20 protein-coding genes are annotated in these 24,450 nt (G+C 53.4%); 9 read left to right on the forward strand and 11 right to left on the reverse strand.

Annotated elements, in window-relative coordinates:
- Positions 1-158 precede the first annotated feature (158 nt).
- Positions 159-3,764: a helix-turn-helix domain-containing protein gene (locus QJQ48_RS20405; RefSeq protein ID WP_346293095.1), complete on the reverse strand. Its 3,606-nt coding sequence runs from the start codon at positions 3,762-3,764 to the stop codon at positions 159-161.
- Between the two features lie 277 nt (positions 3,765-4,041).
- On the opposite strand from QJQ48_RS20405, the gene QJQ48_RS20410 reads away from it, so the two are divergent.
- Positions 4,042-4,383 carry an NfeD family protein gene (locus QJQ48_RS20410; protein ID WP_346293096.1) on the forward strand — a complete coding sequence of 114 codons (342 nt, stop codon included), beginning with the start codon at positions 4,042-4,044 and terminating at the stop codon, positions 4,381-4,383.
- Positions 4,384-4,457: 74 nt separating this feature from the next.
- Entirely contained in the window at positions 4,458-4,697 is a 240-nt protein-coding gene (locus QJQ48_RS20415) for a hypothetical protein (protein WP_346293097.1), read from the forward strand.
- Here QJQ48_RS20415 and QJQ48_RS20420 read toward each other — a convergent pair.
- Both QJQ48_RS20420 and QJQ48_RS20425 read right to left on the reverse strand, forming a co-directional pair.
- Complete coding sequence (locus QJQ48_RS20420; protein WP_346293098.1) at positions 4,694-5,284, reverse strand: 5-formyltetrahydrofolate cyclo-ligase; 591 nt, start codon at positions 5,282-5,284, stop codon at positions 4,694-4,696. The two genes, QJQ48_RS20415 and QJQ48_RS20420, sit on opposite strands and share 4 nt — an antisense overlap.
- A 3-nt stretch (positions 5,285-5,287) precedes the next feature.
- A complete protein-coding gene (locus tag QJQ48_RS20425) occupies positions 5,288-7,399 on the reverse strand; it encodes a helix-hairpin-helix domain-containing protein (RefSeq protein WP_346293099.1) in 2,112 nt (703 codons plus the stop codon).
- 228 nt (positions 7,400-7,627) lie between these two features.
- On the opposite strand from QJQ48_RS20425, the gene QJQ48_RS20430 reads away from it, so the two are divergent.
- Positions 7,628-8,296: a phosphoribosylanthranilate isomerase gene (locus QJQ48_RS20430; RefSeq protein ID WP_346293100.1), complete on the forward strand. Its 669-nt coding sequence runs from the start codon at positions 7,628-7,630 to the stop codon at positions 8,294-8,296.
- Positions 8,297-8,391: 95 nt separating this feature from the next.
- Here the strand turns inward: QJQ48_RS20430 and folE are convergent, their stop codons facing one another.
- The 5 genes from folE to QJQ48_RS20455 all read right to left on the reverse strand — a co-directional run bounded on the left by folE (position 8,392) and on the right by QJQ48_RS20455 (position 13,300).
- Positions 8,392-9,129, reverse strand: coding sequence for a GTP cyclohydrolase I FolE (gene folE, locus QJQ48_RS20435; RefSeq protein WP_346293101.1), 738 nt, complete (start codon positions 9,127-9,129; stop codon positions 8,392-8,394).
- A 66-nt stretch (positions 9,130-9,195) separates the two neighbouring features.
- A complete protein-coding gene (locus tag QJQ48_RS20440) occupies positions 9,196-9,921 on the reverse strand; it encodes an SDR family oxidoreductase (RefSeq protein ID WP_346293102.1) in 726 nt (241 codons plus the stop codon).
- A gap of 326 nt (positions 9,922-10,247) precedes the next feature.
- The gene (accA, locus tag QJQ48_RS20445; RefSeq protein WP_346293103.1) at positions 10,248-11,249 is read right to left on the reverse strand and encodes an acetyl-CoA carboxylase carboxyl transferase subunit alpha; all 1,002 of its coding nucleotides are present in this window, start codon (positions 11,247-11,249) and stop codon (positions 10,248-10,250) included.
- Between the two features lie 125 nt (positions 11,250-11,374).
- A complete protein-coding gene (locus tag QJQ48_RS20450; RefSeq protein ID WP_346293104.1) occupies positions 11,375-12,400 on the reverse strand; it encodes a long-chain acyl-[acyl-carrier-protein] reductase in 1,026 nt (341 codons plus the stop codon).
- Between the two features lie 204 nt (positions 12,401-12,604).
- Complete coding sequence (locus tag QJQ48_RS20455; protein ID WP_346293105.1) at positions 12,605-13,300, reverse strand: aldehyde oxygenase (deformylating); 696 nt, start codon at positions 13,298-13,300, stop codon at positions 12,605-12,607.
- A gap of 283 nt (positions 13,301-13,583) precedes the next feature.
- Here QJQ48_RS20455 and QJQ48_RS20460 point away from each other — a divergent pair, with 283 nt between their 5' ends.
- Both QJQ48_RS20460 and QJQ48_RS20465 read left to right on the forward strand, forming a co-directional pair.
- Positions 13,584-14,405 carry a carbohydrate ABC transporter permease gene (locus QJQ48_RS20460; protein WP_346293106.1) on the forward strand — a complete coding sequence of 274 codons (822 nt, stop codon included), beginning with the start codon at positions 13,584-13,586 and terminating at the stop codon, positions 14,403-14,405.
- A gap of 9 nt (positions 14,406-14,414) precedes the next feature.
- The gene (locus tag QJQ48_RS20465) at positions 14,415-15,131 is read left to right on the forward strand and encodes a hypothetical protein (RefSeq protein WP_346293107.1); all 717 of its coding nucleotides are present in this window, start codon (positions 14,415-14,417) and stop codon (positions 15,129-15,131) included.
- Between the two features lie 28 nt (positions 15,132-15,159).
- On the opposite strand, the gene purD is transcribed toward QJQ48_RS20465, so the two are convergent.
- Positions 15,160-16,446 (reverse strand): phosphoribosylamine--glycine ligase, encoded by a 1,287-nt coding sequence (purD, locus tag QJQ48_RS20470; protein ID WP_346293108.1) that lies wholly within the window; start codon positions 16,444-16,446, stop codon positions 15,160-15,162.
- Positions 16,447-16,734: 288 nt separating this feature from the next.
- Between purD and QJQ48_RS20475 the strand changes: the two genes are divergently transcribed.
- The 3 genes from QJQ48_RS20475 to ftsH all read left to right on the forward strand — a co-directional run bounded on the left by QJQ48_RS20475 (position 16,735) and on the right by ftsH (position 21,961).
- A complete protein-coding gene (locus QJQ48_RS20475; RefSeq protein WP_346293109.1) occupies positions 16,735-18,936 on the forward strand; it encodes an adenylate/guanylate cyclase domain-containing protein in 2,202 nt (733 codons plus the stop codon).
- A gap of 6 nt (positions 18,937-18,942) precedes the next feature.
- Positions 18,943-19,803 (forward strand): sulfurtransferase, encoded by an 861-nt coding sequence (locus QJQ48_RS20480; RefSeq protein WP_346293110.1) that lies wholly within the window; start codon positions 18,943-18,945, stop codon positions 19,801-19,803.
- Between the two features lie 133 nt (positions 19,804-19,936).
- On the forward strand, positions 19,937-21,961 hold the full coding sequence (gene ftsH / locus QJQ48_RS20485) for an ATP-dependent zinc metalloprotease FtsH (protein WP_428843073.1): 2,025 nt from the start codon (positions 19,937-19,939) through the stop codon (positions 21,959-21,961).
- Positions 21,962-22,048: 87 nt separating this feature from the next.
- On the opposite strand, the gene QJQ48_RS20490 is transcribed toward ftsH, so the two are convergent.
- Positions 22,049-22,438: a hypothetical protein gene (locus tag QJQ48_RS20490; RefSeq protein WP_346293112.1), complete on the reverse strand. Its 390-nt coding sequence runs from the start codon at positions 22,436-22,438 to the stop codon at positions 22,049-22,051.
- A gap of 352 nt (positions 22,439-22,790) precedes the next feature.
- On the opposite strand from QJQ48_RS20490, the gene QJQ48_RS20495 reads away from it, so the two are divergent.
- The gene (locus QJQ48_RS20495) at positions 22,791-24,086 is read left to right on the forward strand and encodes a YcbK family protein (RefSeq protein ID WP_346293113.1); all 1,296 of its coding nucleotides are present in this window, start codon (positions 22,791-22,793) and stop codon (positions 24,084-24,086) included.
- A gap of 88 nt (positions 24,087-24,174) precedes the next feature.
- Here the strand turns inward: QJQ48_RS20495 and QJQ48_RS20500 are convergent, their stop codons facing one another.
- Positions 24,175-24,342: a hypothetical protein gene (locus tag QJQ48_RS20500; RefSeq protein ID WP_346293114.1), complete on the reverse strand. Its 168-nt coding sequence runs from the start codon at positions 24,340-24,342 to the stop codon at positions 24,175-24,177.
- Between the last annotated feature and the right edge of the window lie 108 nt (positions 24,343-24,450).

Raw genomic sequence — 24,450 nt, forward strand, 5'->3', positions numbered from 1 at the left:
AGCTATACAGTTAGATATCCAAAACCGAGTAGATGCATTGAGCAGATGCAGAAACTGGATACAAAAAAGAACGCTTGTCCCTCATTCTAGGGGCAATCTCCAACTTGAAACAAAAAGTTTTGTGCTATCTGGTTAGCAATTGACGACTTGGATGCTAGCTACAGCTCAACTGCTCCTAAAAGCTGCAAAACTTGCTTTTCCAAAGCTTCTAGACCAACAGCATCACGGATGTTCAGGCGCTCATAGGGGCGATCGATATGTAAGGCTCGCCAGCGAATGCCAGAAGTGATTTCCCAGATGCCGATTTCGGCGTCAGTGCTGAGGCTGAGCAAATGCTGCCCGTTGGCGCTGAGAGCGGTCTGCTGAATAGGCATTTCGTGGGCCTGACGGGTATAGTGAGGCTGGTCATGGTCTAAAGACCAAAAGGCGAGAGTGCGATCGCAGCTACTCACCACCCGGGGCAGATTGCCTGCGCAAAACAAAACTTCGCCTACCTTGTGCTGCGGTTGCTGCCAGGTCTGGAGGCAGGTCGCAGTTGGCAACTGCCAGAGCTTAACCTGCTCATCAAAGCTGCCGCTCAGAAGCTGGGCGCCCTCAGCATCTAGCTGCAGCCGATGAATCCGCCGACTATGAGCCTGCTCGATTGACTGAAACCGCCCTGTAGCAATTTCCCAGAGTCGAATGCTCTGGTCGTCGCCGCTGGCTAGCCAGCGACCATCAGCGCTAAAAGCCAGGGCATAGACGGTGGCGGTATGCCCTAGAAGCTGGGTAATTAGAGCGCCGGTTTCGACCTGCCAGAGGCGAATTGTGCCATCTTGTCCGGCGCTAGCGAGGATTTCACTGGTGGGGTCAAAGGCGAGCGATCGCACCGGGTCGGTATGACCAGAGAGCAGGCGCATACTGTCAGCAACAGCGGTCGATCGCAGGTGTACGTAGCAGTCATCACTGCCGCTGGCCAGCCAAGCTCCATCGGGACTAATGGCTAAAGTTCGCACCCAGTTTTGATGCTTGAAGACCTGCTGGCAGCGGCTGTGATTAGAGTAGAGATTGACCTGCCAAACTCGCACCGAGGCGTCCCGGTGCCCACTGACTAAAAGATTTTGGTTGAAGTCACCGGCGAAGCTGCTGACCGGATGACGGCTGCCCTGCCAGGTTTGCCATACCTGCGCCTTTTCTAAGTCCCAAAGCTGTACCTGATAGTCGCTACCAATTGCCAAGAAGCGGCTGTCTGGGCTAAAGCGTAAAAAGGAAATTGGCTGCTCAAACCGGGTCGGTGACGGCAGCCGAGTCTCGTTAGCCAGGCACCAGAGCGTTACCTGTCGGGACTGCTGGCTATAGGCCAAGTATCTGCCATCTGCACTGAGGGCGATCGCCGCCGGCGGCGTTTCTAGTCGCTCTGGTAAGCGACACCAGGGACGATTCTCATGGATCCGCCAGAGCAAAATGTTGCGATCGCTCCAGCTTACGGCGATCGGCAGCCAGGCTTCAGCTTTAGCCTCAGCGTCTAAAGCCGTAGCCGGTAAAAAGGCGGCGGTGCAGAGTAGACTGTCGGTGCCGTTGCGAAACTGGTCTTCAGTCTGATTGTAAATGTCCCAGCAGTGAATCGTTTGGGCTTCGCTGCAGCCCATCAGCCAGCGACCATCAGGACTAAAGCTTAAAGCCGTAATCGGCTCTACTGTTTCTGTGAGCACCGCCAGAGAGTCGGCTGAGCCAATATCCCACAATCGGATAGAGCCATCTTCACTGCCGCTGGCCAGCATATTGTTTTCTAAACTCAATGCTAAGCAGCAAACAGCATGAAAATGCGGCTCAAAAATGTAGGGCTGCTCCTGTTGCAAATTCCACAGGCGCAGATTGTCTTCAGCTCCTTCCGCCAGAAACAGGCCGTCAGCACTAAAGGCCAAGTCTTGCACCGCTGCCCCACTCATGTTGGATAAAATCTGCTGCGGTTTACCGCTGTCAAGCTGCCAGAGAATTAGCCGTCCTTCGTCATCTCCGGTTGCCAGCAACGGTTCGGTGGGATGAAAAGCGGCCACCGGACTTTTACCCAGAGGTTTGGCAAAAACCGTTTCGGCTAGCGCTGTGTGCGACAAATCTAGGCCATGCAGGTTAGCTCTTTGAAAATCAGCCTGCCGCAGCGATAGCTGCGACCAGGTAAAAGCGGAGACAGGTAAGTTGAGCTGCTGGCAAAGATTGACTAAATTACCCGCGCCATAGCCATGCCGCAGTGGTAAAGTGCGAACTGCATCGAGCAGCAGCTGAATCTTGGCAACCATTGCCTGCTTATCGGGGTAAGCCCGGCGCACATGCTCAGCTAACGGCAGCAGGATTTGATGACGCTGCTTCTGCTGAATCGCTTCTTTAGCTTTGGCCTGCAGCAGGGCGTGGCTGTTGAGCAGGCAGGGGTCAGACTGATCAAATTCAGTCTGAACTTGCTGACGAAAATGCTGTAGGCAATAGAGCTGCAGGAGTGGGCTTTGCTTGAGTATCGCCTTACCTGCCGCATCGGTATCAGAAACACACAGCGATCGCTCGATTAGGGCGAGGATGACGTGCTCTCTCACCGGGTTGACTGAGCTTTTTTGTAATTCTTCTAGGGTTAAAGGGTCGTGGGCGATCGCCAACCAGTACATCACCTGCTGCTCGGCGGGCGATAGCCGCTGAAAAATGAGCTTGAGTGACTGGCTAATCGCAATATCTAGCTCTAGCGGCTGCTGCAAGAACTGGGCTAGCTGGCCTTGGAATAGGGTTTCTAAGCTGGCCGCCGCTGCCAGGAGATAGCGAGGATTGCCTTCATATCGACGGTGTAGCGTTTGCCAATCGCTCACCGTTGCTTCTGAGACGGAAGACTGCAGCAGCAACTTGACTTCCTCTAGGCTCAGACCTGTGAGCGGATGGGAGACGATAGCCGCCCCGGAGTGCGTGGCTTTTTCTTGCCCAACCCAGAGAAGGCAGCTCCGGTGCGGCCGCCCTGAAACTGCTCTCAACAAATCTCGATAGCCTTCGCCGCCAGCACGATATTGTCTCGGCAACTGCCCCGCTGCGAAAACCGATTCTGCTGCATCTAGGATGACTAAGCAGCGCCACTGGCTGAAATGCTGTAGGATCCAGTCAGTTTGCTGAGCAGGAGTTTGCGGTAAATCAGAGGCTGGCTTATCGGCTAAAAAAGTAATGAGCTGACTGAATAAATCGGTCGTCGATAACTCTTCTAAAGAGTAGTAAAAAACGAAGTCAAAGCTGCTTTGCAGTTCTTCAGCCAGCTTGATAGCCACTGCTGTTTTCCCGACGCCTGCCTCACCCCAGAGGTTAATTACTCGAGCAGACCCATTTTCTATCTTATCTTTTAGCTGATTTAAGGCAGCTTCTCGGCCAACAAAGTTGGCTGTACTGATATCGAGGTTGCCCCAGTAGTGACGGGGCCGCGTGACCTGAGCGGCAGGGAAAACGGAAGTAACGACCGGGATAGTCGCGGTGACAGAGCGTGAGGGCTGCACCTGATGGCTGGCCGCAAACTGCTGAAAGCGGAGCTTGAAGCTCTTTTTACCGACGCTCTCCGATAAAACGCTAGAGAGCCGCTTCCACAGCTTGGGGCCAATATCTCGCTTCAGATAGCTGGCACTATAGCCCACCTCTGCCGCTGCTTGCTCATAGGTGTTATTTTCCCAAGCAGCCAGCAGAACAACCCGCTCTGCTTCGCTGAGGCGACGATTTTCTGCTCGAAAGATTAGCGTATCAACTGTTCCGAAGACCTCTTCAAAGTCCATGCACCCGCGACTTGTGTCTGTCTTAAATCTTAAGTGCCTTAGTGTAACCTGAATTTTCCAGAACTTTCCAGAACTTTTTATAAAGAAACAGGACTTGTTCCATATCTGCCTGAACTTTGCTGACCTGAATTAGGAACTGAAAACGGCTGAATTTTTCCGAGACGAGAGCCGAACTTTCTGTATTGGAACTTTTAATAAGCTAACGCATGATAAACATATTCTCCAGCCAATCAAGGCGCATAACCCCCTACCGTTTCTGATAAAAAAGGAGAGAATCATGGGTGAGTTTAATCGGCTCTTTGGCCTCTTCGGATGGCTTTTGACCACACAGACAAGTTCAGCCAATGACCTAGAAGAAAAGACTCAAATCCCCACAGTTGATCAGTCTGACTTTGATGAACTGCATCCGCTCTATCCCAATCAAGACAGGGCAGCAGTCATTGCAAACGAAATTCGCCCAGGCCAAATTGGGCGGGTGAAGTATCAGGCGTCTTGGTGGAAAGCTCGCTGCGAGCAAAATATATTTTTGCCTTCTGAAACCGCCGTGCGCGTCGTGGGTCGTCAAGGTCTGACGCTGCTAGTAGAACCTGACTGTATTCAGTTGAGAGAAGCTTTCTAACCTTTCTGCTTTAGCTCTGGGGCACCGACTGGGTGCCCTTAAAAATTGATTTTAATTGGATTTTACCAGCCCTTATGAAACGCCCAAATCGCTATAGTTTTCTATTTCGGATTGCCTGTGATGCCCTCCGCTTATTAGCGATCGCCACCTTTGGATTTTTAGCGGCCTGCTTGTTTTTAATGCCCTTCGGCGCGGCTGCTTTGGCCTCAACTTTAATGACTAATGCGCTGCCTTTCTTTCTGCAGTTGGCAACCTGTATTCTTTGCATTATGGCGATCGCTGGTTTTATTGAAGCGCTGACTCAGCAGCACTAATGGGCTGTGAGATACAGGCCGCTCTCCGTACAGATACCGTCTAAACGCTTGTCCCAGGGCGCTTTGGGAATTTTAGGTAAGCGAGCATATTCAAACACAATGCCCAGAGTTGGCTTGCCGATCCAGGCAGGCTGACTCAGCAGGCGATCGTAGTAGCCGCCGCCATAGCCCAGACGATAGCCCTTAATGTCGCAGGCAACGGCAGGGACTAAAATCAGGTCTACCGTAGCCGGGTCTACCAGCGGGGAATCCGGATGAGGTTCCCAGATGCCGTAGGCTCCTGTTTGCAGCGGCAGAGAGCCCTGGGGATACCAGCGATGCCAGACAATCGACTGATCGATGCAGCGGGGTAGTCCCCAAGAGCGCTGCATTTGGAGCAGGGGAGAGAGATCGGGTTCTTGGCGGAAGCTGCAGTAAGCCAGGATGGTTCGGGCTTGGGCAAATAGGGGCAGGGTTTTGAGGTGATAGCAGATGCGATCGCTCTTTTGCCGCCAAACCTGAGGCGGAATTGCCTGTCTTGCTTTCAGCAAGCGCTGGCGCAAAGCCGCCTTTTTTTGTTGAATCGACTGCGAGTTGGTCAGCGCCATAGCCTAAAAATAAAGCAGTAAGTTTAGCCCTGGAATCGTTCTAGAAAACGTCCACAGTAATAAGGCAATATACAAAACCCCCAGACTCCACTGATACCAGACTAAAGCCGTAATTAGGCCCGGTACGGCCTCATCCCGCAGCCGAATGTCATTGAAGCCGAACTTCAGCCAGTTGTTAAGGCTGAAGTCATAGTAGTTTAGCCAGTTCCAGCGGCGATCGAGCAGAATGGGGGTATAGCGATCGCGGAAAAAAGGAAATTTTGGAATGACTGGCAGCCGCGCAATCAGCAGTCTGAGCTGACGCATACCGCCATCTTCGACAAAATAGCTGCTGTCCATGAGGTTGTGATATCGTCCCTGCTGATACAGCAGCAGCACCAAGACCAGCGGCAGCGGCACAGTTAGCAAACTTAGGCACAATAGTGTCCAACCCGACTGCTCCGCCGTACGGCTAATCAGGCTGAGGCCAGATAGCAGCAGCAGCCCAAAGCTGCCCAGCATCCAGCCAATTTCCTGGCGAGGTGGACTAGTAGCGTTGGCATAGCGCCGGCGATAGCGATCGATCAGCCAGAAGATCAGACTGAAGAAGGCGATCGCCACAATCGCAATTCCCAAGGTTAGCCCGGAGCTAGTGCCGTAGCGGCTCAGCAGCAATAGCAAAGATAGCAGCAGCCAGCGGCCAGCCGCCTGTAACCGAGTGAGCCAGGAGAAAGTCGTTGTCGTCATGATGCGATCGCGAACCTTGATGTAGGCGGCTAAATCAACTTGCTCTAGATTCAGCAGATCGCTCAGGCTCAAAAATGGCTGCTGGCTCCGCGCCTGTAAAATGGCCTGCTGCTGGGCGGGCGTAAAGCCCACCTGCCTTAGCTGCTGGGCGTTGGCCGTATTGAGATTGACGCCGGTAATCCGTTTTTGCAGTTCGCGCAGCCGCAGGGTTTCAGTCAGGTATTCAACCTGATTGGCATCGGCAATTTGTTCAAGCAGCCGAAAGTTTCGCACCAAATTGCGCAGCAGGGTTTCATTCCCTGGCAGTATGGGCACAGAAATGAACTGACCAATTTGTCCCGGACTGCCTAGAATTTGGGCCTGATCGCTATTGAATTCCAGACCGGCCACATTGATGTAGGCCCCTGGTAAAAACCGGGCATCCCCAAAGTCGAGCTGACTGGCAATAGCCGCCCCCCGTAGATTCACGGGCTGACTAAACTGAGCCTGCTGAAACAGCGCCGCGGCTTCAAACTGAATTTCGGTTAGAAATAAAGCGCGCAAAAAGCGGCTGCGGCTAAAGTTGGCGCCCTTCTGCCAGGTAGCTTGAGCAAAATCCACGTTTTGCTGCCACTGAATGCGGCTGAAGTTGCTCTCTGCCTGAAACAGGGCCTGATTAAAATTAGCGGCGGCTTGAAATTCACTGCTCTGAAAGCTGACAGGGCCTAAAAACTGACTCTGATTGAACCGAACTCGCTCAAAAAACAAGCTGCTGCGAAATCGAGCAGTTTGCTGAAACAGAGCGCCAATAAAGCTAACCGCCTGACTGAAGCGGGCTTCTGTCCAATTGGCTTCCTGACCAAAAACAGCGCCTCTGGCTTCTACTGAGTTGAGAAAAAAGAGGTTGGCCCCGTTGACTCGCCCTTCAAACTGAGTTTGCACCAGTCTCAAGGGGCCCCGAAACAAAAAAAGCTTGGTAGGAGCCTGAGCCTGAATCAGCAGCGACTGGGAAAGTTGCGAAAGCTGACTTAGCCGCCGCCGATCGCGGGCTAGCTGCGCCTGCTCAGTTTCAGTTAGCAAAGGGGACAGTGCTTCGCCGTAGAGGGGTGCTCGCAGTCCTAGCTGCGACAGGTCAAAGTCGCCCTGCACCAGCGCGTTACTCAGATCAAGCCCCAAAGGAATGCTGCCCGCCTGCAGCTTGGTGCGCAGTAAACGATAAAACTGGCTGCGAAAAGCTTCATTTTCAGATCGCACGTCAATTGCAAACCGACGCAGATCAATCACCGATTTGCCCTCCTGACGGCTGGGCGTGGCCAGTCGCTCCTGCAAAATTTCCAGGGTCAGGGGCGGATGTTCTAAAGCAAAATCAGAGGTCGCCAGCGCTGGCTGTCCCCAGCAGAATCCAACCATCAGCCAGACTGCCAGCCCGATCAGCCAGCGGCTAAATCGAATTCTGTCGGCTTGTGGGCAAAAGTTAGAAAAATATGGCAAATTCAGCGGCCACCGAGTCAATATCCTATCTCGGCCAATAGTATAAATTGATTGGGGAGATTGTAGGATGAGCAGAGAACCTCAGTCCGTTACCAGCCTCTAACTCTCTCAGCGGGGACGGAGCTTATTGCTTTTTTCAAATTATCTATGCGCGTCAAAATTTGTGGCATAACTCGGCCCGATCAGGCTCAGGCGATCGCCCATTTAGGCGCTACTGCGCTGGGCTTCATCTGCGTTGCCGCTTCGCCGCGCTACGTGACGCCCCAGCAAATTCAGTCAATCATGGCGGCGCTGCCCCAAACGGCCGCCCCCGATCGCATCGGCGTTTTTGCCAATCCGACTCTAGAGCAGCTAGAAGCCACTTTGGCGATCGCCCCCCTCACGGCTTTGCAGCTACACGGTCAGGAGTCAGTCAAATTTTGCCAGCAGCTACGGCGACAGTTTCCTCACCTAGAACTAATCAAAGCCTGCCGCATCCGCACTGCTGCGGATTTGGCTCAGGTAAAAGCTTATGGGGCCGCGATCGATACCCTGCTGCTAGATGCCTATCAGCCCCATCAGCTCGGCGGCACAGGCAAGACCCTAGACTGGCGATCGCTCCAGGCATTTACGCCCAGCCGGCCCTGGTTTTTAGCCGGCGGGCTGAATCCTGAGAATATTTTGACCGCTTTAGAGTACCTGACCCCAGCGGGCATTGACCTTTCGAGCGGCGTCGAGCGATCGCCGGGAGATAAAGATCTAGAGAAGGTAGCGCAGCTCTTTGCCCAACTACAGCGCCACGGCGGCTCGACTTCGCGGCCATACAGCCGTGCTTGACGACGGGCTGCGCTCATAAGGGCAGGTTTTGAGCTAGCTCTAGGGCCGTCAGCGTCCCCTCTTGCTCAAGCCTGCCCTCTAGATTAGACGGCGTTTTAGAAAAAAGAGGGCTGATGGCGAATCAGACTCAAGAACTCTTCGCGAGTTTTTTGATCTTCCTGAAAAACACCTAGCATGGCGCTGGTCACTGTCCAAGAACCCGGCTTTTGCACCCCGCGCATCACCATGCACATATGGCTGGCTTCCATCACCACGGCCACCCCCTGCGGATCGAGAATTTCCTGTACGGCTTCTGCGACCTGGCGGGTGAGACGTTCCTGCACCTGTAGGCGGCGAGAGTACATTTCCACAATGCGGGCCAGCTTGCTCAACCCCACTACCCGCTCATTGGGAATATAGGCGACGTGAACGCGGCCCATGAAAGGCAGCATATGATGTTCGCAGAGACTAAAGGCGTTGATATCGCGTACCAGCACCATTTCGTTGTGGCCTTCATCAAAGATAGCGCCGTTAACCAGCTCTTCCAAAGACTGGTTGTAGCCGCTGGTGAGAAAGCGCATAGCTTCAGCCACGCGATTGGGCGTTTTGAGCAGTCCTTCCCGGTCGGGATCTTCGCCCACTGAGGTCAACAGAGTGCGGACAGCCGCCATCATATCTTCTTTGACCGTATCGTCGGTGTGCTTGAGCTGGGGGCTGGCTCCGTTGATGGTGTTGCGATCGGGGCGAGCAGGGGGCTTTTTGGCAGGGGAACTGGCCACCACTGATTCCTCGGAGGCATTTGTAGTGGCAGATGAATTGCTGCCGTTACCAATACTTGAAGACGTAATAGTCATAGTTCAGTTAAATTTTAAACTTCTAAAACCAGGGAACAAAAACACAAAGGTATTTGCTGAGGCCCGCTAGAGAGCGCCGCCGCTGGGCATCAGCGTTAGCTTGTCAATCACAGCAGATTCGGGCAAGAGGGCCGTCTGTAAGATGGCGTCGGCAACGGTTTCAGGGGACAGCATGGCATCGCGATTAAAGTCAGCATTGACCGTTTCAGTGTCCCAAATCTCCGTATTAACCGCGCCGGGAGAAATAGTGGCAACCCGAATGCCGTGAGCCCGTTCTTCTACCGCTAGCACCTTAGACAAAGCGACAATGCCCGCTTTGCTGACGCTGTAGGCTCCCCAATCGGGAAAAGCCTGATCAGCCGCCACAGAGGCCACATTGATAATCAGTCCTCGCTGGCGATCGCGCATTCCTGGCAGCACTGCCTGAACGCACTGAAAAGCGCTGGTCAGATTTAGATCAATTACCTGCTGCCAGTCCGCCAGAGAAGTCTCAGCTAAAGACCGGGTATAACCCATGCCAGCGTTGTTGATTAAAACATCAACCGGGCCAAAATCAGCTAGCAGCGACTTTAACTGCGGCTTTACCTGATCGATTTCAGCGAGATCCACCACATAGGGTCGGGCCTCTACCCCCTTAGCTTTAGCCTGCTCAGCTACCGCCGCCAGCTTTGACTGGGAGCGACTGACCAGCGCTAAATCAAAACCGTGGTTGGCAAACGCGATCGCTGTGGCTTTGCCAATACCGCTGCTGGCTCCTGTGATTAAGGCTCGACGCTTTTCTGAAAAATTCATTGCTTGCTCCAGCGAATAGCCTGTCTGATGACAAGCTTCATACAGATCAGCCCTACCCGAATTTGATGATTGGTAAAGCTGACTCAACCTGCCGAGTTTTGACCTTAGGACATAGCGCTTTCAACTGCCGCTGCAACTTGCTGACATGCTTTGCCAGCGTGCAGCCTGCTCTCATCTTAGGGGGTACGGCGCGTAGGCTGAAACCGCAAAAAAGCGCTATCCCGGAATTAGGCCCTTTGTATGTTAACAAACGTTAAGAGAAAAACCGCAAATTCTCATATTTTTCTAGGTACGGATATTGTCACTTCCCAGCGGCGGTGGGGGCGCTATTCGCTGGTGGTACCTGCGTAGTCTTCTTCGGAAAACAGGCCAATTTGACGAAACTTTTGATAGCGCAGGTCGCGCCGTTCTTGGGGTGTCAGCACCAATAGATGACCTAAATTTCTCAGCAGCGCTTTCTTTAGATTCTCAGCTGCTTCTAGGGGAGAGGCATGGGCACCGCCGATAGGCTCCGGCAGCAGCTCGTCTAAAATACCCAGGTTCTTCAAGTCAACGGCTGTGATTTTGAGGGCTTCTGCTGCCTGAGCCGAGCGACCGGCATCTTTCCAGAGAATAGCGGCGCAGGCTTCCGGACTGGCAACGGTGTAAACGGAATGCTCAAACATCAGCAGGCGATCGCCCACGCCAATGCCCAAAGCACCGCCAGAGCCGCCTTCCCCAATCACAGTGCAAATAATCGGTACGTTGAGCCGGAACATTTCTCGCAGGTTATAGGCGATCGCTTCCCCCTGTCCCATCTCTTCCGCTTCGTAGCCCGGATAGGCACCCGGCGTATCGATGAAGCAGAAAATGGGCATACCAAAGCGATCGGCATGTTCCATCATCCGCAGGGCCTTGCGATAGCCGCCGGGCGAGGCCATGCCAAAATTACGGGTGACGTTATCTTTGGTGTCGCGCCCTTTCTGGTGGCCAAGCATCACCACCGGACGCCCCTGAAACCGAGCAATCCCCGTCACCAAGGCCGGATCATCTTTGCCAGAGCGGCGATCGCCGTGTAGCTCAACCCACTCATCGCTGATGGCCTGAATGTAGTCCAGCGTGCTGGGCCGTCGCGGATGCCGCGCTACCTGCAGCCGCTGGGCCGGAGAGAGACTGGTAAAAATTTCCTGACGCAGCTGATCAGCCCGCGATTCAAGCTGGTGAATTTGAGCTGAGACATCGACATCATTATCTTCTGCAAGCTGGCGAATCTGCTCAATGCGAGCCTCCAGCTCTACTAGAGGCTTCTCAAAATCCAATAAAATTGGCCTGCGTTCAGTAGTCGGCATAACTTGGCAATCAGGGACAACGCAAATAACCCGCTCGAAAAGCGGTGAAAATTTCCCAAATCAAGTCTGCCAGCGCGGCTGGCGGTATCTATAGTCGTTGCTTCTGGCAGAAATGGACTGGGTATCTAACCAAAAGTTAACAAAGGTCTAAACCCATGCTTGACTGAAGACTGACCGATTTGATCCATCTTTTCTAGCGTAATCTGATTCCGCCCCCAAGAGAAGTTGGTGTACCACTTCTCAAATTCCAGCAGCATTGATTCAGCAAAGCAGGCAAATAGCTGACGGGCAGGAACGTCCATATTGACGATGTTCATAATCCGCCAGTCGATATCTAAGGAATGTTCCACAATACCGCCCTTGAGGACATGAATACCCGGATGATTAAAGCGCGTGCCTAAGTTTTTAGGATATCCTCCGTCCACCATTAGACAGGGCTGCTTCAGGGTAGTGGGATCTACCTCAACTCCTTTAGGCATACTGGCCACCCAAACCACAATGTCAGCTTGGGGCAGCGCTTCCTCTAAAGTCATTGCCTTGCCGCGACCTAAACGATCTTGAAGCTGTTGCAGCCTTTCGTGGTTGCGGGCAATCAGCAGCAAGTCGCGGACGTCTGTGCGCCCGTTGAGCCACTGACAGACGGCGCTGCCAATATCTCCAGTCGCACCACAAACGGCCACGGTTGCCTGAGACAGATCGATGCCTAGCTTTTTAGAAGCCTGCTCGACTTGGCGGCAGATGATGTAGGCCGTGTGGGTATTGCCTGTAGTGAAGCGATGAAAATCTAGCTTGATATTGCGAACCTGCTGAATTTGATTCAGATTAAAGTTTTCAAAAATAATTGAGGAAAACCCGCCCAAGGCCGTAATATCAACTCCATGCTTCTGGGCATGGGCCATAGCATTAATAATTTTGCGAGTTGCGGCTTTGATGCGTCGGGCCGCCAGCATTTCAGGTAAAAAGCAGGACTCTACGTAGCGCCCTTCGATGATTTGCCCCGTGGCGCTTTTGACTTTAATCGTGTCAACGATTTGGGGGGGCGCACTGCACCAAAAATCAAGTCCCTGATCAGCATATTCTGGATAGCCCAAGTCTCTAGCAACGGACTGGGCGTGTTCTAAACTCGTAAGATGACCAATTAAACCGAACATTCTAGATTGGCTACTACAGACCTGTTTACCAGGCTTATAAAAGGACAAAACTCAGATTGACTGAGAAAAAATGGCTTCTAGCCCTGTAACCTTGAAAAGCGCGAAGCTATCTCTGTGTCGGCAGCAAATATGACTTTGACAGTCAAGGCTAAAAACAGGGTGTAGAAGCCAGTTAACAATGAAGCACAGCCAGTTGCACCAGAGCTAGACAACCGCTAGTCCCTGGGCTGAAAGCCGCATTACCTCGCGGTTGTTGAAGCCAATATTAGCTAAGGCTTCGCCGTAGGTAATCATGAAGTCTTCGACCAGCGCATCTTTTTCCATGCCTAGGACGGCGGCATCTTTAGCGACCTGATTGAGCATTTTCCAGACGAGAGGCAGGTTTTCCCGATTAGCGACTTCTAGCTCTGCTTTAGCGGATGCAAAATTGGCCTTGAGCCATTCTTCGCCAAAGTTAAGATGCTGGTATTCGTCTTTGACAACGCCTTCCGTAATTTTGCGCGCGAACTCGTCAGCAACCGGAATGTAGATGTTGTAAGCCGCGATCGCAAAAGTTTCGATAATTAGAGATTGAATCAGCAGGCAGGTGACGATGCGGCCCTCTTGCCAAGCCTGTTGAAAATTGGCGTGCAGGCTAGAGAAAAACTCGCGGGCAAAGTCCATGTCGGGTGAGACTTCTAGGTTTTTCCCACAGGCTTGGAAACCCTTCATGTGGCGAAGTTCCATCTTTGCCAACTTGGTCAGTTCGGCCTGGTTTTCAGGCAGGCTTTCAGCTAGCTGTTTGTAGTTGCTATTGGCTTCTAATTCGCCTTCAATCACGATGGCGTTAATTCGGCTATAGGCATCTTTATAAGCTTCACTATGAAAATCAATTCTGGGGCTGGCTTCAAGCTGCGGCATATCCTTAACTATTCCTGCGTTACAAAATAAAATTGATCTGTGTTAAGTACAAGAAATTGGAGATCTTGTCTATAAGGATCCAGGGTTTCTTACACCTAAATTCACACTTTACACCCTATAGCGCTCAGCGTGTGATATCAACCAGCTAACGGTAGATTCATCATAGCTACAAAATTCGGACGGGAGGCTAACGGCGGGCGATCGCTTAAAATGCTGATTATCAGCAGCTTTGAACGGCTGCCTGCCAAATACCTGCTGGGCTACAATCATGTTCTCAACGGCTGTGAATTCTCAAGCTACACTCTGGCGCTGGCTAAATTTAGTTTTGTTACTAAGCGGGGCTGGCTTAGTGCTGTGGCCGCTGGGCGTGGTGCTGCTGGCTTCTTTATCTGACCCTAACAGCTTAGCTAATGGTCTGCCTGCCACCGCAGCCTGGTCTTTAGCCAGCTACCGGACAGCCTGGCAGCAGGGACAATTTTTGCTGGCTTACTTCAACTCAACCCTGGTAGCTCTGAGCGTCACAGCCCTCCAAATTTTCACCTCAGCGCTGGCAGGTTACGCGCTGGCGCGGCTGCGTTTTCGCGGTCGTCAGGCCGTTTTGCTGATTGTTTTGGCGACGTTAGTTATTCCCTTCCAGCTTTTAGTCATCCCTATTTTTTTAGTTTTAAAGTGGGGTCACCTGATCAATACTTACGGCGCTTTGATTCTGCCGACAGCCGCCAACGGCTTTGGGATTTTTCTGCTGCGCCAGTACTTTCAAACCATCCCCGTAGCGCTGGAGGAAGCCGCTGCCTTAGATGGCGCCAGTCGCTGGCAAATTCTCTGGCAGGTTTTAATCCCGCTGGCCCGTCCGGCTTTAGTTACCCTATTTTTGTTTACCTTTATTGGTGAATGGAACGACTTGTTTAAGCCTTTGGTGTTTACTACGCGGCCAGAACTGCAGACGGTGCAGCTAGCCTTAGCCGCCTTTCAAGAGCAGTTTACGAATAACTGGCCGTTGCTGATGGCAGCGGTCGTCATTGCCACGTTGCCCGTCGTTTTGCTGTTTTTAATGGGTCAGCGGCAGTTTATTCGTGGCATTGCGGCAACGGGGGTCAAGAACTAGGAGACTGTTATGTTCGATCGCTGGCAAACGAGCCTAGCTGAATCTTGGCAGCACCTTAATCAGTCGGTAACGACGCTTAAGTCGTCCGCCGCTGAAACAGCCGAACGGGCAACTGATGCTGTCAGCAACTTTTCTAACCAGGCAGGCGAAGTTGTAGAAACCGTCACCGATCAGGCTGCCGCGGCGGTCAATGAGGCGGCTAGCGCTGCCGGTGAGGGTTGGGGAGAGGCAACTCGTTCTCTTACGGCCACGGCGGAGCAGACCAAAACTTCTCTGCAGGAAATGACTCAGGCGGATCCCATAGGCGGTTTCACGGGCGGATTTCAAGGGGCGATCGCGGCTTCTACGCAAACCTGGCTGAGCCAGCATCCCGTCATTGCCTGGATGGTGACCCATCCGCTGCTGGCCCTAGGGCTAGCCGTTGTAGTCTTGCTATCGCTTTGGGGCTTTTTAGGGGCGATCGCGCAGTTTGTGCGCCAAGTTTGGGTCGGCATTTTGAGCTTGCCGCTGCGGCTGATGCAGTGGCTACTATTAGGCGTTTTTCGGCTATTTAGGCGGGCAGACGCGCTGCAGCGCTTGAAAAAAGGCCAGCCGCCGGAGTTGCAGCCCCGTTTACTAGAAATTCTCAGTCGCTTAGAGAGTCTGCAGCAGGAGCAAGCAGCATTGATGCGGGAGATGCAGGCAATTTTGGCGGCGAAGGGCATAGAGTCGGCCAAAACTCACTAAAACTTAAGAGCAGCGCGGCCCTAGCCGCTTAGAGAGAGGGTAAAGACTTGACCCGGTGGCCGATGTCGCGGCGGTAATAGCTCTGGGCAAACTCAATGCAGTCTACGGCTTGATAGGCATTGGCGATCGCCTGCTCAAATGTCTCCCCCAGGGCCGTCACGCCCAGTACGCGCCCGCCATTGGCCCGTACCTGCTGCTGCTTTAACCGGGTACCCGCGTGAAAAACCAGGGCGCCTGTTTCAGCCGCCGCCTCTAGACCGCCAATAGCCATACCCTTGGGATAGGTGTCAGGATATCCGGCAGCCGCCATGATCACGCAGGCGGCTGCCGCTGGTTTCCACTCAAAGGGAGGCAGATCCGCTAGGCGCTGCTCGATGCAGGCTAAGATGATTTCTTCTAGAGGCGTCTCCAACAGGGGTAAGACAACCTGAGTTTCCGGATCGCCAAAGCGACAGTTGAACTCAATCACCTGCGGCGCTCCGGCGGGGGTAATCATAAGACCGGCATAGAGGACCCCACAATAGTTGATGTTTTGCTGCTGGAGGGCTTTGAGGGTCGGCTGCAAAATTTCGGCTTCAATGCGTTCCAAAAGCGCTGCTTTGACTACCGGAGTGGGCGCGTAGGCCCCCATGCCGCCAGTATTCGCGCCGGTATCGCCTTCGCCGATTGTTTTATGATCCTGCGCGGGCATTAAGGGCCGAATAGTCTGCCCATCCGTAACCGCTAACACTGAAACTTCCTGACCCGTAAGATAAGCTTCAACTATGACGCGCTCCCCCGCTAGGCCGAAGCGGCCAGACAGAGACTCCTCGATCGCCCCCTTAGCAGCCTCTACCGTTTGAGCAACGGTTACGCCTTTGCCAGCGGCTAGGCCATCGGCTTTAACTACAATGGGTGCTCCCTGCTGTTCTACATAAGCGATCGCTGCCGCTGCCTCAGTAAAAGACTGAGAGGCAGCGGTGGGGATGTGGGCGCTTTGCAAAAGGGCCTTAGCCCAAGACTTGCTAGACTCAATCCGCGCACCTGCCTGAGTCGGGCCAAACGTTTTGATGCCCTGGTTTTGCAAATAGTCGGTAATCCCCTCTGCCAAAGGTTGTTCTGGCCCAACGACGACAAAAGCCATGTTGTTCACCAGCGAAAAGCGAGCAATGCCCTCAAAATCGCTGATGCTCAGAGATAGATTGCGACAGCCTGCCAGGGTAGCCGTCCCCCCATTGCCAGGGATGCAAATCACCTCTGTTATCCGGGGAGACTGCAAAAGTTTCCAGGCTAGAGCGTGTTCGCGGCCACCGCTACCAATAATTAATGCTTTCACTGCTGGTCTCAATCCCGATATGCGTGTCTCATTTTCCCATGCTAATGGCGGAGCCAAGGCAATACTCAAAACTTTTTTGAGTCTTTGTGAGACTAGAATTTGCGCATTTGAGAAAATTTGGCTGAAAAATGGCGAATAAGCCGCAGGCAAACGGATGACTAAGTCAGAAAAAAGGAATACGGTAGGAACTGGCAGGGTGTGATGGATGTAATCAATAGTTGTGTTTTCAATTAGGCCAAGTACAGCTCACGTTACAGCGAAGCCGCCTCTTAGCTAGGCGCAGATGTTATGCCGAAGCGATCGCCATCCTCCAATCTTGATAGCTCTAGCCCGCCGCCTTGTCCCTCTTTTTTCACAACTGAGATGCCTCAGACACCGGAGGCTATGCAGCAAGAGATTGCAGCACTGCGGCAGCAAGTCCAGCAGCTACAGGTTGAAATTGGCGATCGCGATCGCTACTTGCACAAGCTCAGGCTAGAAAAAAACACGATTGAACAGCGTTTTCTCGAGCAAACGGCAGCGCTGCGGGAGTCCAATGATACCCTCGTCGAAGAAGTGGTGGAGCGGCAGCAGGCAGAAGAAGCGCTGCGGGGTGCCAAAGACCAGCTTCAGGCCATTTTAGAAGCGGTGCCGGGAATTGTTTCCTGGATTAGCGCTGATCTGCACTATTTGGGCGTGAATCAGCATCTAGCGAGAAACTTTGGGATGCCGCCGGAGGCATTTGTCGGTCAAGACATTGGCTTCTTGGATACGAGCCAGGAATTTATTGGGTTTGTACGTGACTTCTTTGCCAGTCCGCAGGTTGAAGCTGGCTGCGAAATTGACGCCGTTGTAGGGGGCGTAGAGCGCAGCTTTTTGATCGTGGCTCAAAAGTACAATCAGGGCAAAGCCGCCTTTACGGTTGGCATTGACATCACAGAGCGCAATCAGGCCGAGGAGAGGCTGCGTCAGGCAGAAGCCAGATACCGCAATATTTTTGAGCACATTGTAGAAGGTATCTTTCAAAGCACGTCTGACGGTCGCTACATTGGCGCTAATCCGTCTCTAGCCGCTATTTACGGCTATGATTCGGCAGCAGAAATGATGGCCCATATTACCAATATTCAGCATCAGCTCTATGTAGAGCCGGGTCGCCGTGATGAGTTCGTCAGCATGATGCAGATGCACGATGCTGTTGTTGGCTTTGAATCAGAGATTTACCGTAAGGACGGCACCCGCATCTGGATTTCGGAAAACGCCCGGGCCGTCAGAGATGAAACCAATGAGGTGGTCTATTACGAAGGCACTGTCCAGGATATTACCGCCCGCAAGCAGGCTGAGATTGCCCTGCAGCGAGCCAATGAAGAGTTAGAGCGCCGTGTCCTGCAGCGTACAGCCGCTTTGACCCAGTCCAACCAGCAGCTTACCGAGGAAATTCAAGAACGGCATCGAATCGAGCAGGCTCTGCGGGACTCGGAGGCGGAACTGCGGGCTTTGTTCGCCGCCATGACAGATGTGATCACCGTCTTTGACTCGGAGGGGCGCTACCTCAACATGGTAGCCACCAACTCGGCTCTGCTCTACCGGCCTGATCAAGAGCGGGTGGGGCGCACTGTCTACGAAGTGCTGCCGCCGTATCAGGCCAACTTGTTTATGCGCAACATTCACCGCGCCCTCAATACCAAGCAGCCCGTCCGATTAGAATACAATTTGCCGGTGGGTGACTGGCAGCAAGGCGATCAGCGGCAGGGTAACGCCGCACCAGACGACTTTGAAAATACGGCCTGGTATACCGCCATCATTTCGCCCATGCCCGACAACCGAGTAATTTGGGTGGCCCGCGATACCACTGAGCGGCGGCGCACCGACTGGGCTTTGCAGGCAGAACAGCAGAAATCAGAGCGACTGTTGCTCAATATTTTGCCGCGATCGATCGCGGAAGAACTGAAGCAAAACCACAGCTCAATTGCCTATCGTTTTGAAGAGGCGACCATTCTGTTCGCGGATATCGTCAACTTTACCGGCCTTTCAGCCAGTATGCCGCCGACAACGCTGGTGGATTTGCTCAACGAAATCTTTTCGACTTTTGATCAGCTCGCCGCCAAACACCGCCTGGAAAAAATTAAAACAATCGGTGATGCCTACATGGTGGTGGGTGGTCTGCCTGATCCCGATCCTAACCATCCAGAGGCGATCGCGGCCTTTGCCCTAGAAATGCAGCAGGCGATCGCCCAGTTTCAGCGAGCCGATGGGCATTCTTTTAACCTCCGTATTGGCCTCGATATGGGACCTGTGGTGGCAGGCGTGATTGGCATTCGCAAGTTTTCCTACGATTTGTGGGGAGATGCGGTCAATGTCGCCAGCCGGATGGAGTCGCAGGGCGCGCCTGGTAAAATCCAGGTAACCTCAGCCGTATACGAGCGTCTCAAGCAGCGCTATCGCTTTGAGCGGCGCGGTGAGATTAAAGTAAAAGGGCGGGGCCTGATGACCACCTATTGGCTGCTATCTTGATCTGCCATGCCCCCATCTTTGACCCAGCCCGTTGTAGAGCCAAGCTGGCTGGCGGCGCATTTAGGCCAGCCCCAGCTTGTTGTTGTTGACTGTCGCTTTTCCCTGGCTAACCCCCAGCAGGGTCAGCAGCAGTATCTAGCCGGTCATATTCCCGGCGCGGTTTATCTCGATCTCAACCAGGATTTGTCCAGCCCGGTACAGGCGCATGGCGGTCGCCATCCCCTGCCCGATATTCAGCAGTTTGCGGCTAAGCTGAGCGCCCTCGGCATTCACTCTGAGCCGCCTGCTAGCCAAACCTGGGTTGTGGCCTACGATGACTCTCGCTTTGCCTTTGCGGCGCGGCTGTGGTGGCTGCTGAACTACTTAGGTCATTCTCAGGTTGCGGTGCTCAATGGCGGACTCGCTGGCTGGCAGGCGGCAGGCTATCCCCTTTCGCCAACCGTACCGTCCCCTGAGTTCGGTCATTTTGTGCCCCGTCCTCGCCCCCACTGGACGGCTGAGATAGAAGCGGTCAGGCAGCGTAAAGACCAGCCGGGGACGCTGCTGATTGACTCGCGATCGCCAGAGCGCTATCGGGGAGAACAAGAGCCAATCGATCCGATCGCCGGCAGCATTCCCGGTGCGGCCAATTATTTTTGGCAGGCAGTGACGGATGACCAGGGACGCCTGCGATCGCCGGCAGAACTTCAACAGCACTGGCAGGCAGCGGCTGAGGCCGAAGAGGTGATTGTCTACTGTGGTTCTGGCGTGACGGCCTGCGTCAACCTGCTGTCTCAGGTGGTGGCGGGATTACCCATGCAGCAGCTCTATGTGGGGGGATGGAGTGACTGGTGTTCTTATCTGCCAGATCGGCCAAAATCTGTCTAGGGACGGCTGATCAAGGCTCGTCTTTTTTCACATATTGGAACATAGACGCCAACCGATCGGACTGGCTGGCCTGAGCCACGGGTCAGCGGCTGGCGCAAACTGCAGTCATTTAGCTTTAACAGCAGCCTAAGCCTTGCCCATGTTTTCGAATTCAAACAATAGTCGTTCCCCCAATAAAGACTCAGACTCGTCGCGATCGCCCTTTCGCAGCTTCGGCGGCAGCCTGCTGATCTTTTTTGCCTTCTTTCTCATTCTCAATACGTTTTTGTCCTCTCAGTTTGGCGATCGCTACGAAGAGATCCCCTATAGCGAGTTTATTGAGCAGGTGGAGGCCAACCAGGTCAAGCGAGTCACTATTCAAGACCAGCGTATTCAGTATGAGCTAAAAGAATCAGCCGTTCCTGAAGCGGTGGCTGAAGAAGGGGAGGACGCGACGCTGCGCTATGAGACCGTTTCTCTGCCCAATGATGATGGCCTGACGGCGCTGCTGCGGCAGCACGAGGTTGAGTTTTCGGCGGTGCCGACTGATGAAGGGGGCTGGTTTGGCGGTTTGCTGGGCTGGCTGATTTTTCCGCTGCTGCTCTTTAGCCTTTACTCCTTTCTGCTGCGGCGTGGTCAAGGCGGACCAGGCGGCGGCGCGGCGGCGCTGGGCATCGGTAAAAGTAATGCCAGAGCTTACAGCGAAGGTAAAACCGGGGTTAGGTTCAACGATGTGGCCGGTGTAGACGAAGCCAAGGCGGAGCTAGAAGAAGTCGTAGACTATCTCAGAAATTCTGAGAAATATACCCGCCTAGGGGCCAGAGTGCCCAAGGGTCTGCTGCTAGTCGGCCCGCCCGGAACGGGTAAGACGCTGTTAGCAAAGGCCGTCGCTGGAGAAGCGGGCGTTCCTTTTTTGAGTATTTCTGGTTCAGAGTTTATTGAGCTGTTTGTGGGCGTTGGGGCTTCCCGTGTGCGCGATCTGTTTAAGCAGGCCCAGAAGCAGTCTCCCTGCATTGTCTTTATTGATGAGCTAGATGCCCTGGGGCGATCGCGGGGCGGCAACAGTCCTTTTGGCGGTGGCGGCTTTAGCGAACAGGAGCAGACCCTGAACCAGCTCCTGAGCGAAATGGACGGCTTCGACGCCAATACGGGCGTGATTATTTTGGCGGCTACCAATCGCCCTGAAGTGTTAGATCCAGCGCTACAGCGGCCCGGACGCTTTGATCGCCAAGTGCTTGTCGATCGCCCTGATAAAAAAGGCCGCGAGGCCATTCTGAAAGTGCATACCCCCGGCGTCAAGCTGTCTGAGGATGTAGACTTGGCTAAGCTCGCCGCCCGTACCCCTGGCTTTGCCGGAGCCGATTTAGCCAACTTAGTGAATGAAGCGGCTCTGCTGGCGGCCCGCCGCGAGGGTGACGAAGTCAAAATGGCTGACTTCAACGAAGCGATCGAGCGGGTGATTGCCGGACTGGAGAAAAAGAGTCGGGTGCTGAATGAAACTGAAAAGCGCACCGTGGCTTATCACGAAACCGGACACGCGATTGTCGGCTCTCTGATGCCCGGTGCGGGCAAGGTGGAAAAAATCTCCATTGTTCCCAGAGGCGTTGGCGCTTTAGGCTACACTCTACAGCTACCGGAAGAAGATCGATTTTTGGTCGGGGAAGACGAGCTGCGAGGCCGCATCGCTATCCTGCTAGCGGGCCGCTCCGCTGAAGAGCTGGTCTTCGGCAAGGTGTCTACCGGAGCCGGAGATGATATTCAAAAGGCCACTGATTTAGCCGAGCGTTTTGTCACTGTCTACGGCATGAGCGATCGCCTCGGCCCAATTGCCTTTGAAAAACAGCAGCAGCAGTTCATTGAAGGCATGAGCAATCCCCGCCGGACAATTAGCCCCCAGGTAACAGAGCTGATCGATCACGAAGTTAAAGTGATTATCGACGGCGCGCACAGCATGGCGCTGAAGATTCTGATGGAAAACCGTCAGGTTTTGGAAGAAACGGCTCAGATCCTGCTGGAAGATGAGGTACTGGAGTCAGAGGCATTGATGAAACAGCTCAGCCAGGTGAGTCCGCCTGAGCCGCTAGCTGCCTGGCTCACATCCGGTTATTTACCTGAAGATGAACCGCTCATGCAGGCCGTCCTCACCAATGGCGATCGCCGTCCTAGTATGGCTGAATAAGCCTCTCACAGTTCTATAGCCCGCACAGCAAAGTGGCCAGCGCTCTCAAACCGGGGGCGCTTGGCTGTTGCAGCAGTTGGACGGAGGTCAAGCTGCTGCGATCGCGATGTCTACCGGATCGGCCTGCTGCGAAATAGCTTTGGCAGACCTGGCAGCTTTGCCGGAAAGAATGCGATCGCCCGCCTCAGAAATTTTTAGGGTTTCGCAGCCGGGTGGGGCCGGAAAGGCACAGGCCAGCTTGGCGGTTAAGCCGGGAGGGGCTTCAAACAGCAAGCTAATAAACGTGGCTGAGTCGTGGCGCTCGATCAGCCGCGCCCGCAGCTCAAACAGTCGCAGCGCCACCAGCGGATAAATCTGAGGGGGAATGCCCAGCAGCGCCCAACCTTTTTTCTCCTTAGCGCGGCGAAAGCGAACTGTAGACCAGGCAGGTGGATAAGCGGTGTAATGGGGAGTGGTGGGCGTAGCGAGTGTAGACATAGGACTGGCTGAGTACACTGCAGAATGAATATGACTCAATTATAGTTCATGTGTACTAAACCCATTATCCCGTTCACGAAATCTTTAAAGTGCAAAAGAATTCGTCTTTCAATAACGACTCAGCAATAGCTTAAAAAGCTGCAGGCGATCGCCCTGACTGTCCTCTTAAAAAGCGATCGCTCCCTTGCGCCGATTGATTAATAGCAACTGCCGGATTCTTTTAAGCGGGCAGGTTGGGCGGATTAGAGGCTGTGATTACAGCCAAGATCATGACTAAAACCCGGCCCAACGGTCTCACCTACTACCCGCAACCTTTGCTAACCTAGCCAACAGACACAAAGGCACTGCGGCTATGGCGGAGCAATTTCTCAGGGTGACAGAAAATACGGTGTTTAAGCTGCGACCTGAGCAGTCATCACGGCTAAGTGATGCGGAAAAATACTCGGTTCCGGCAGGCACTACGTTTGAGATTCAGTCCTATGCCTATGCTGACGCTACTGGAGACTTCAATGGGCATGTGCGGGTAGCTCTAGCAAATGAAGAGATTCGGGGTCTCAATACCTGGTATGTCTATAGCCTGCACGCGCAGATTGAGACTGAGGGGCAGGTGGTCTATCCGCGTGAAGACCAAACCGCTATTCCCGTACTGCGAATTGTGCGTGACACCGTATTAAAGAGGCGGCCTTTGCAATCTGGTATGCTACCGGACGATGAAAAGGTATCGATCTCGCAGGATCAAAGCTATGCGCTGCTGGCCTACGCTTATGCCGATGCTCAAGGCGACTTTAGCAGCCACATTAAATTTACGCTGCGCTATCAGCAGGATTATATTCGTGGCTTAAATACCTGGTTTGTCTATGACAAGCACGCCTATGTAGAGTTCGATCGCCGGGTCATTTATCCCCCCGAAGATCCGAATGCCTTAGTCCTGCGAGTCACTGAGAATACCCTACTGAAGCGGCGTCCTGTGCAGTCAAGCGCCCTCTCTGATCGCGAAACCTACGCGATTCCAGCAGGTACGGTGCTGAAGCTACACTCCTATGCCTATGCTGATGCTAGCGGTGACTTCAACGATCATATTAAGTTTGCTCTGCGCTACGAAAGAGATTACGTTATGAATCTGAGCACCTGGTATGTCTACGAAGGACATGCGCAGGTTGAGCGCAAGGGGCGGGTGCTCTATCCGCGACCTGAACCTGCCCCGCCGTCTGTCCCTACCTACACAGGCCGAGGCTTCAAGCTGCCGGGGAACGTCAGCACCTTTTATAGCGACCAGCCAATTATTCCGGGGGGCAGCTTCACCTGGGGCGAGGCCACTAAAAACGGCACCCGGATTCCAGCCACGGAAGAAATTGTTAACAACATTATTGGGCTGGCGCGACAGCTGCAGCGGGCTAGAAACCAAATTGGTCGCCCTTTTCAGGTTAATTCCTGGTACCGCCCGCCTGCGGTAAACCGAGCAGTGGGGGGCGCTTCCCGCAGCTATCACCTGACAGGTAAGGCCGCAGATCTACAGGTAGAGGGCTATAGCGGGCGGCGACTGGCTAATTCCGTTATGACCTGGTGGCCGGGGGGCATTGGCATTTATAGTACAATTCCTAATCTGCTGCACTTAGATACTGGCCCACGTCGATTCTGGGGATTTTAGGCCATAAAAAACCTCCAGAAGTTCTGGAGGTCGGCTGTAGTGAGACTGCATTTTCAGCGAAATCGTTGAAGAACCCCTGATAACACTTCTAGCGGCTTACGGGACTAAAATCTGCTTCTAGCCATTCGGAAAACGGCTCTCCGGAAAACGGCTGTACGCCAATATTTGGGTAAGCATCATCACTGGGACTAAAAATCCGAGCGATCGCTTCTAGCAAGTACTGAAACATACCGTTAATCATTCTGAAAATGTTCATGCAAACACCTCGAATTGATGAGATAACCGGACAAAAGGAGGATTCCAATCCGTAAAAAGCCTGCTGGAGGTCTGACAGATGATTTTCTCCTGCTTATCTTTTTATCTT

Origin of the sequence: Sphaerothrix gracilis Ecp01 (assembly GCF_030405905.1) — a bacterium.
GTDB classification, from domain to species: Bacteria; Cyanobacteriota; Cyanobacteriia; order Phormidesmidales; family Phormidesmidaceae; genus Sphaerothrix; species Sphaerothrix gracilis.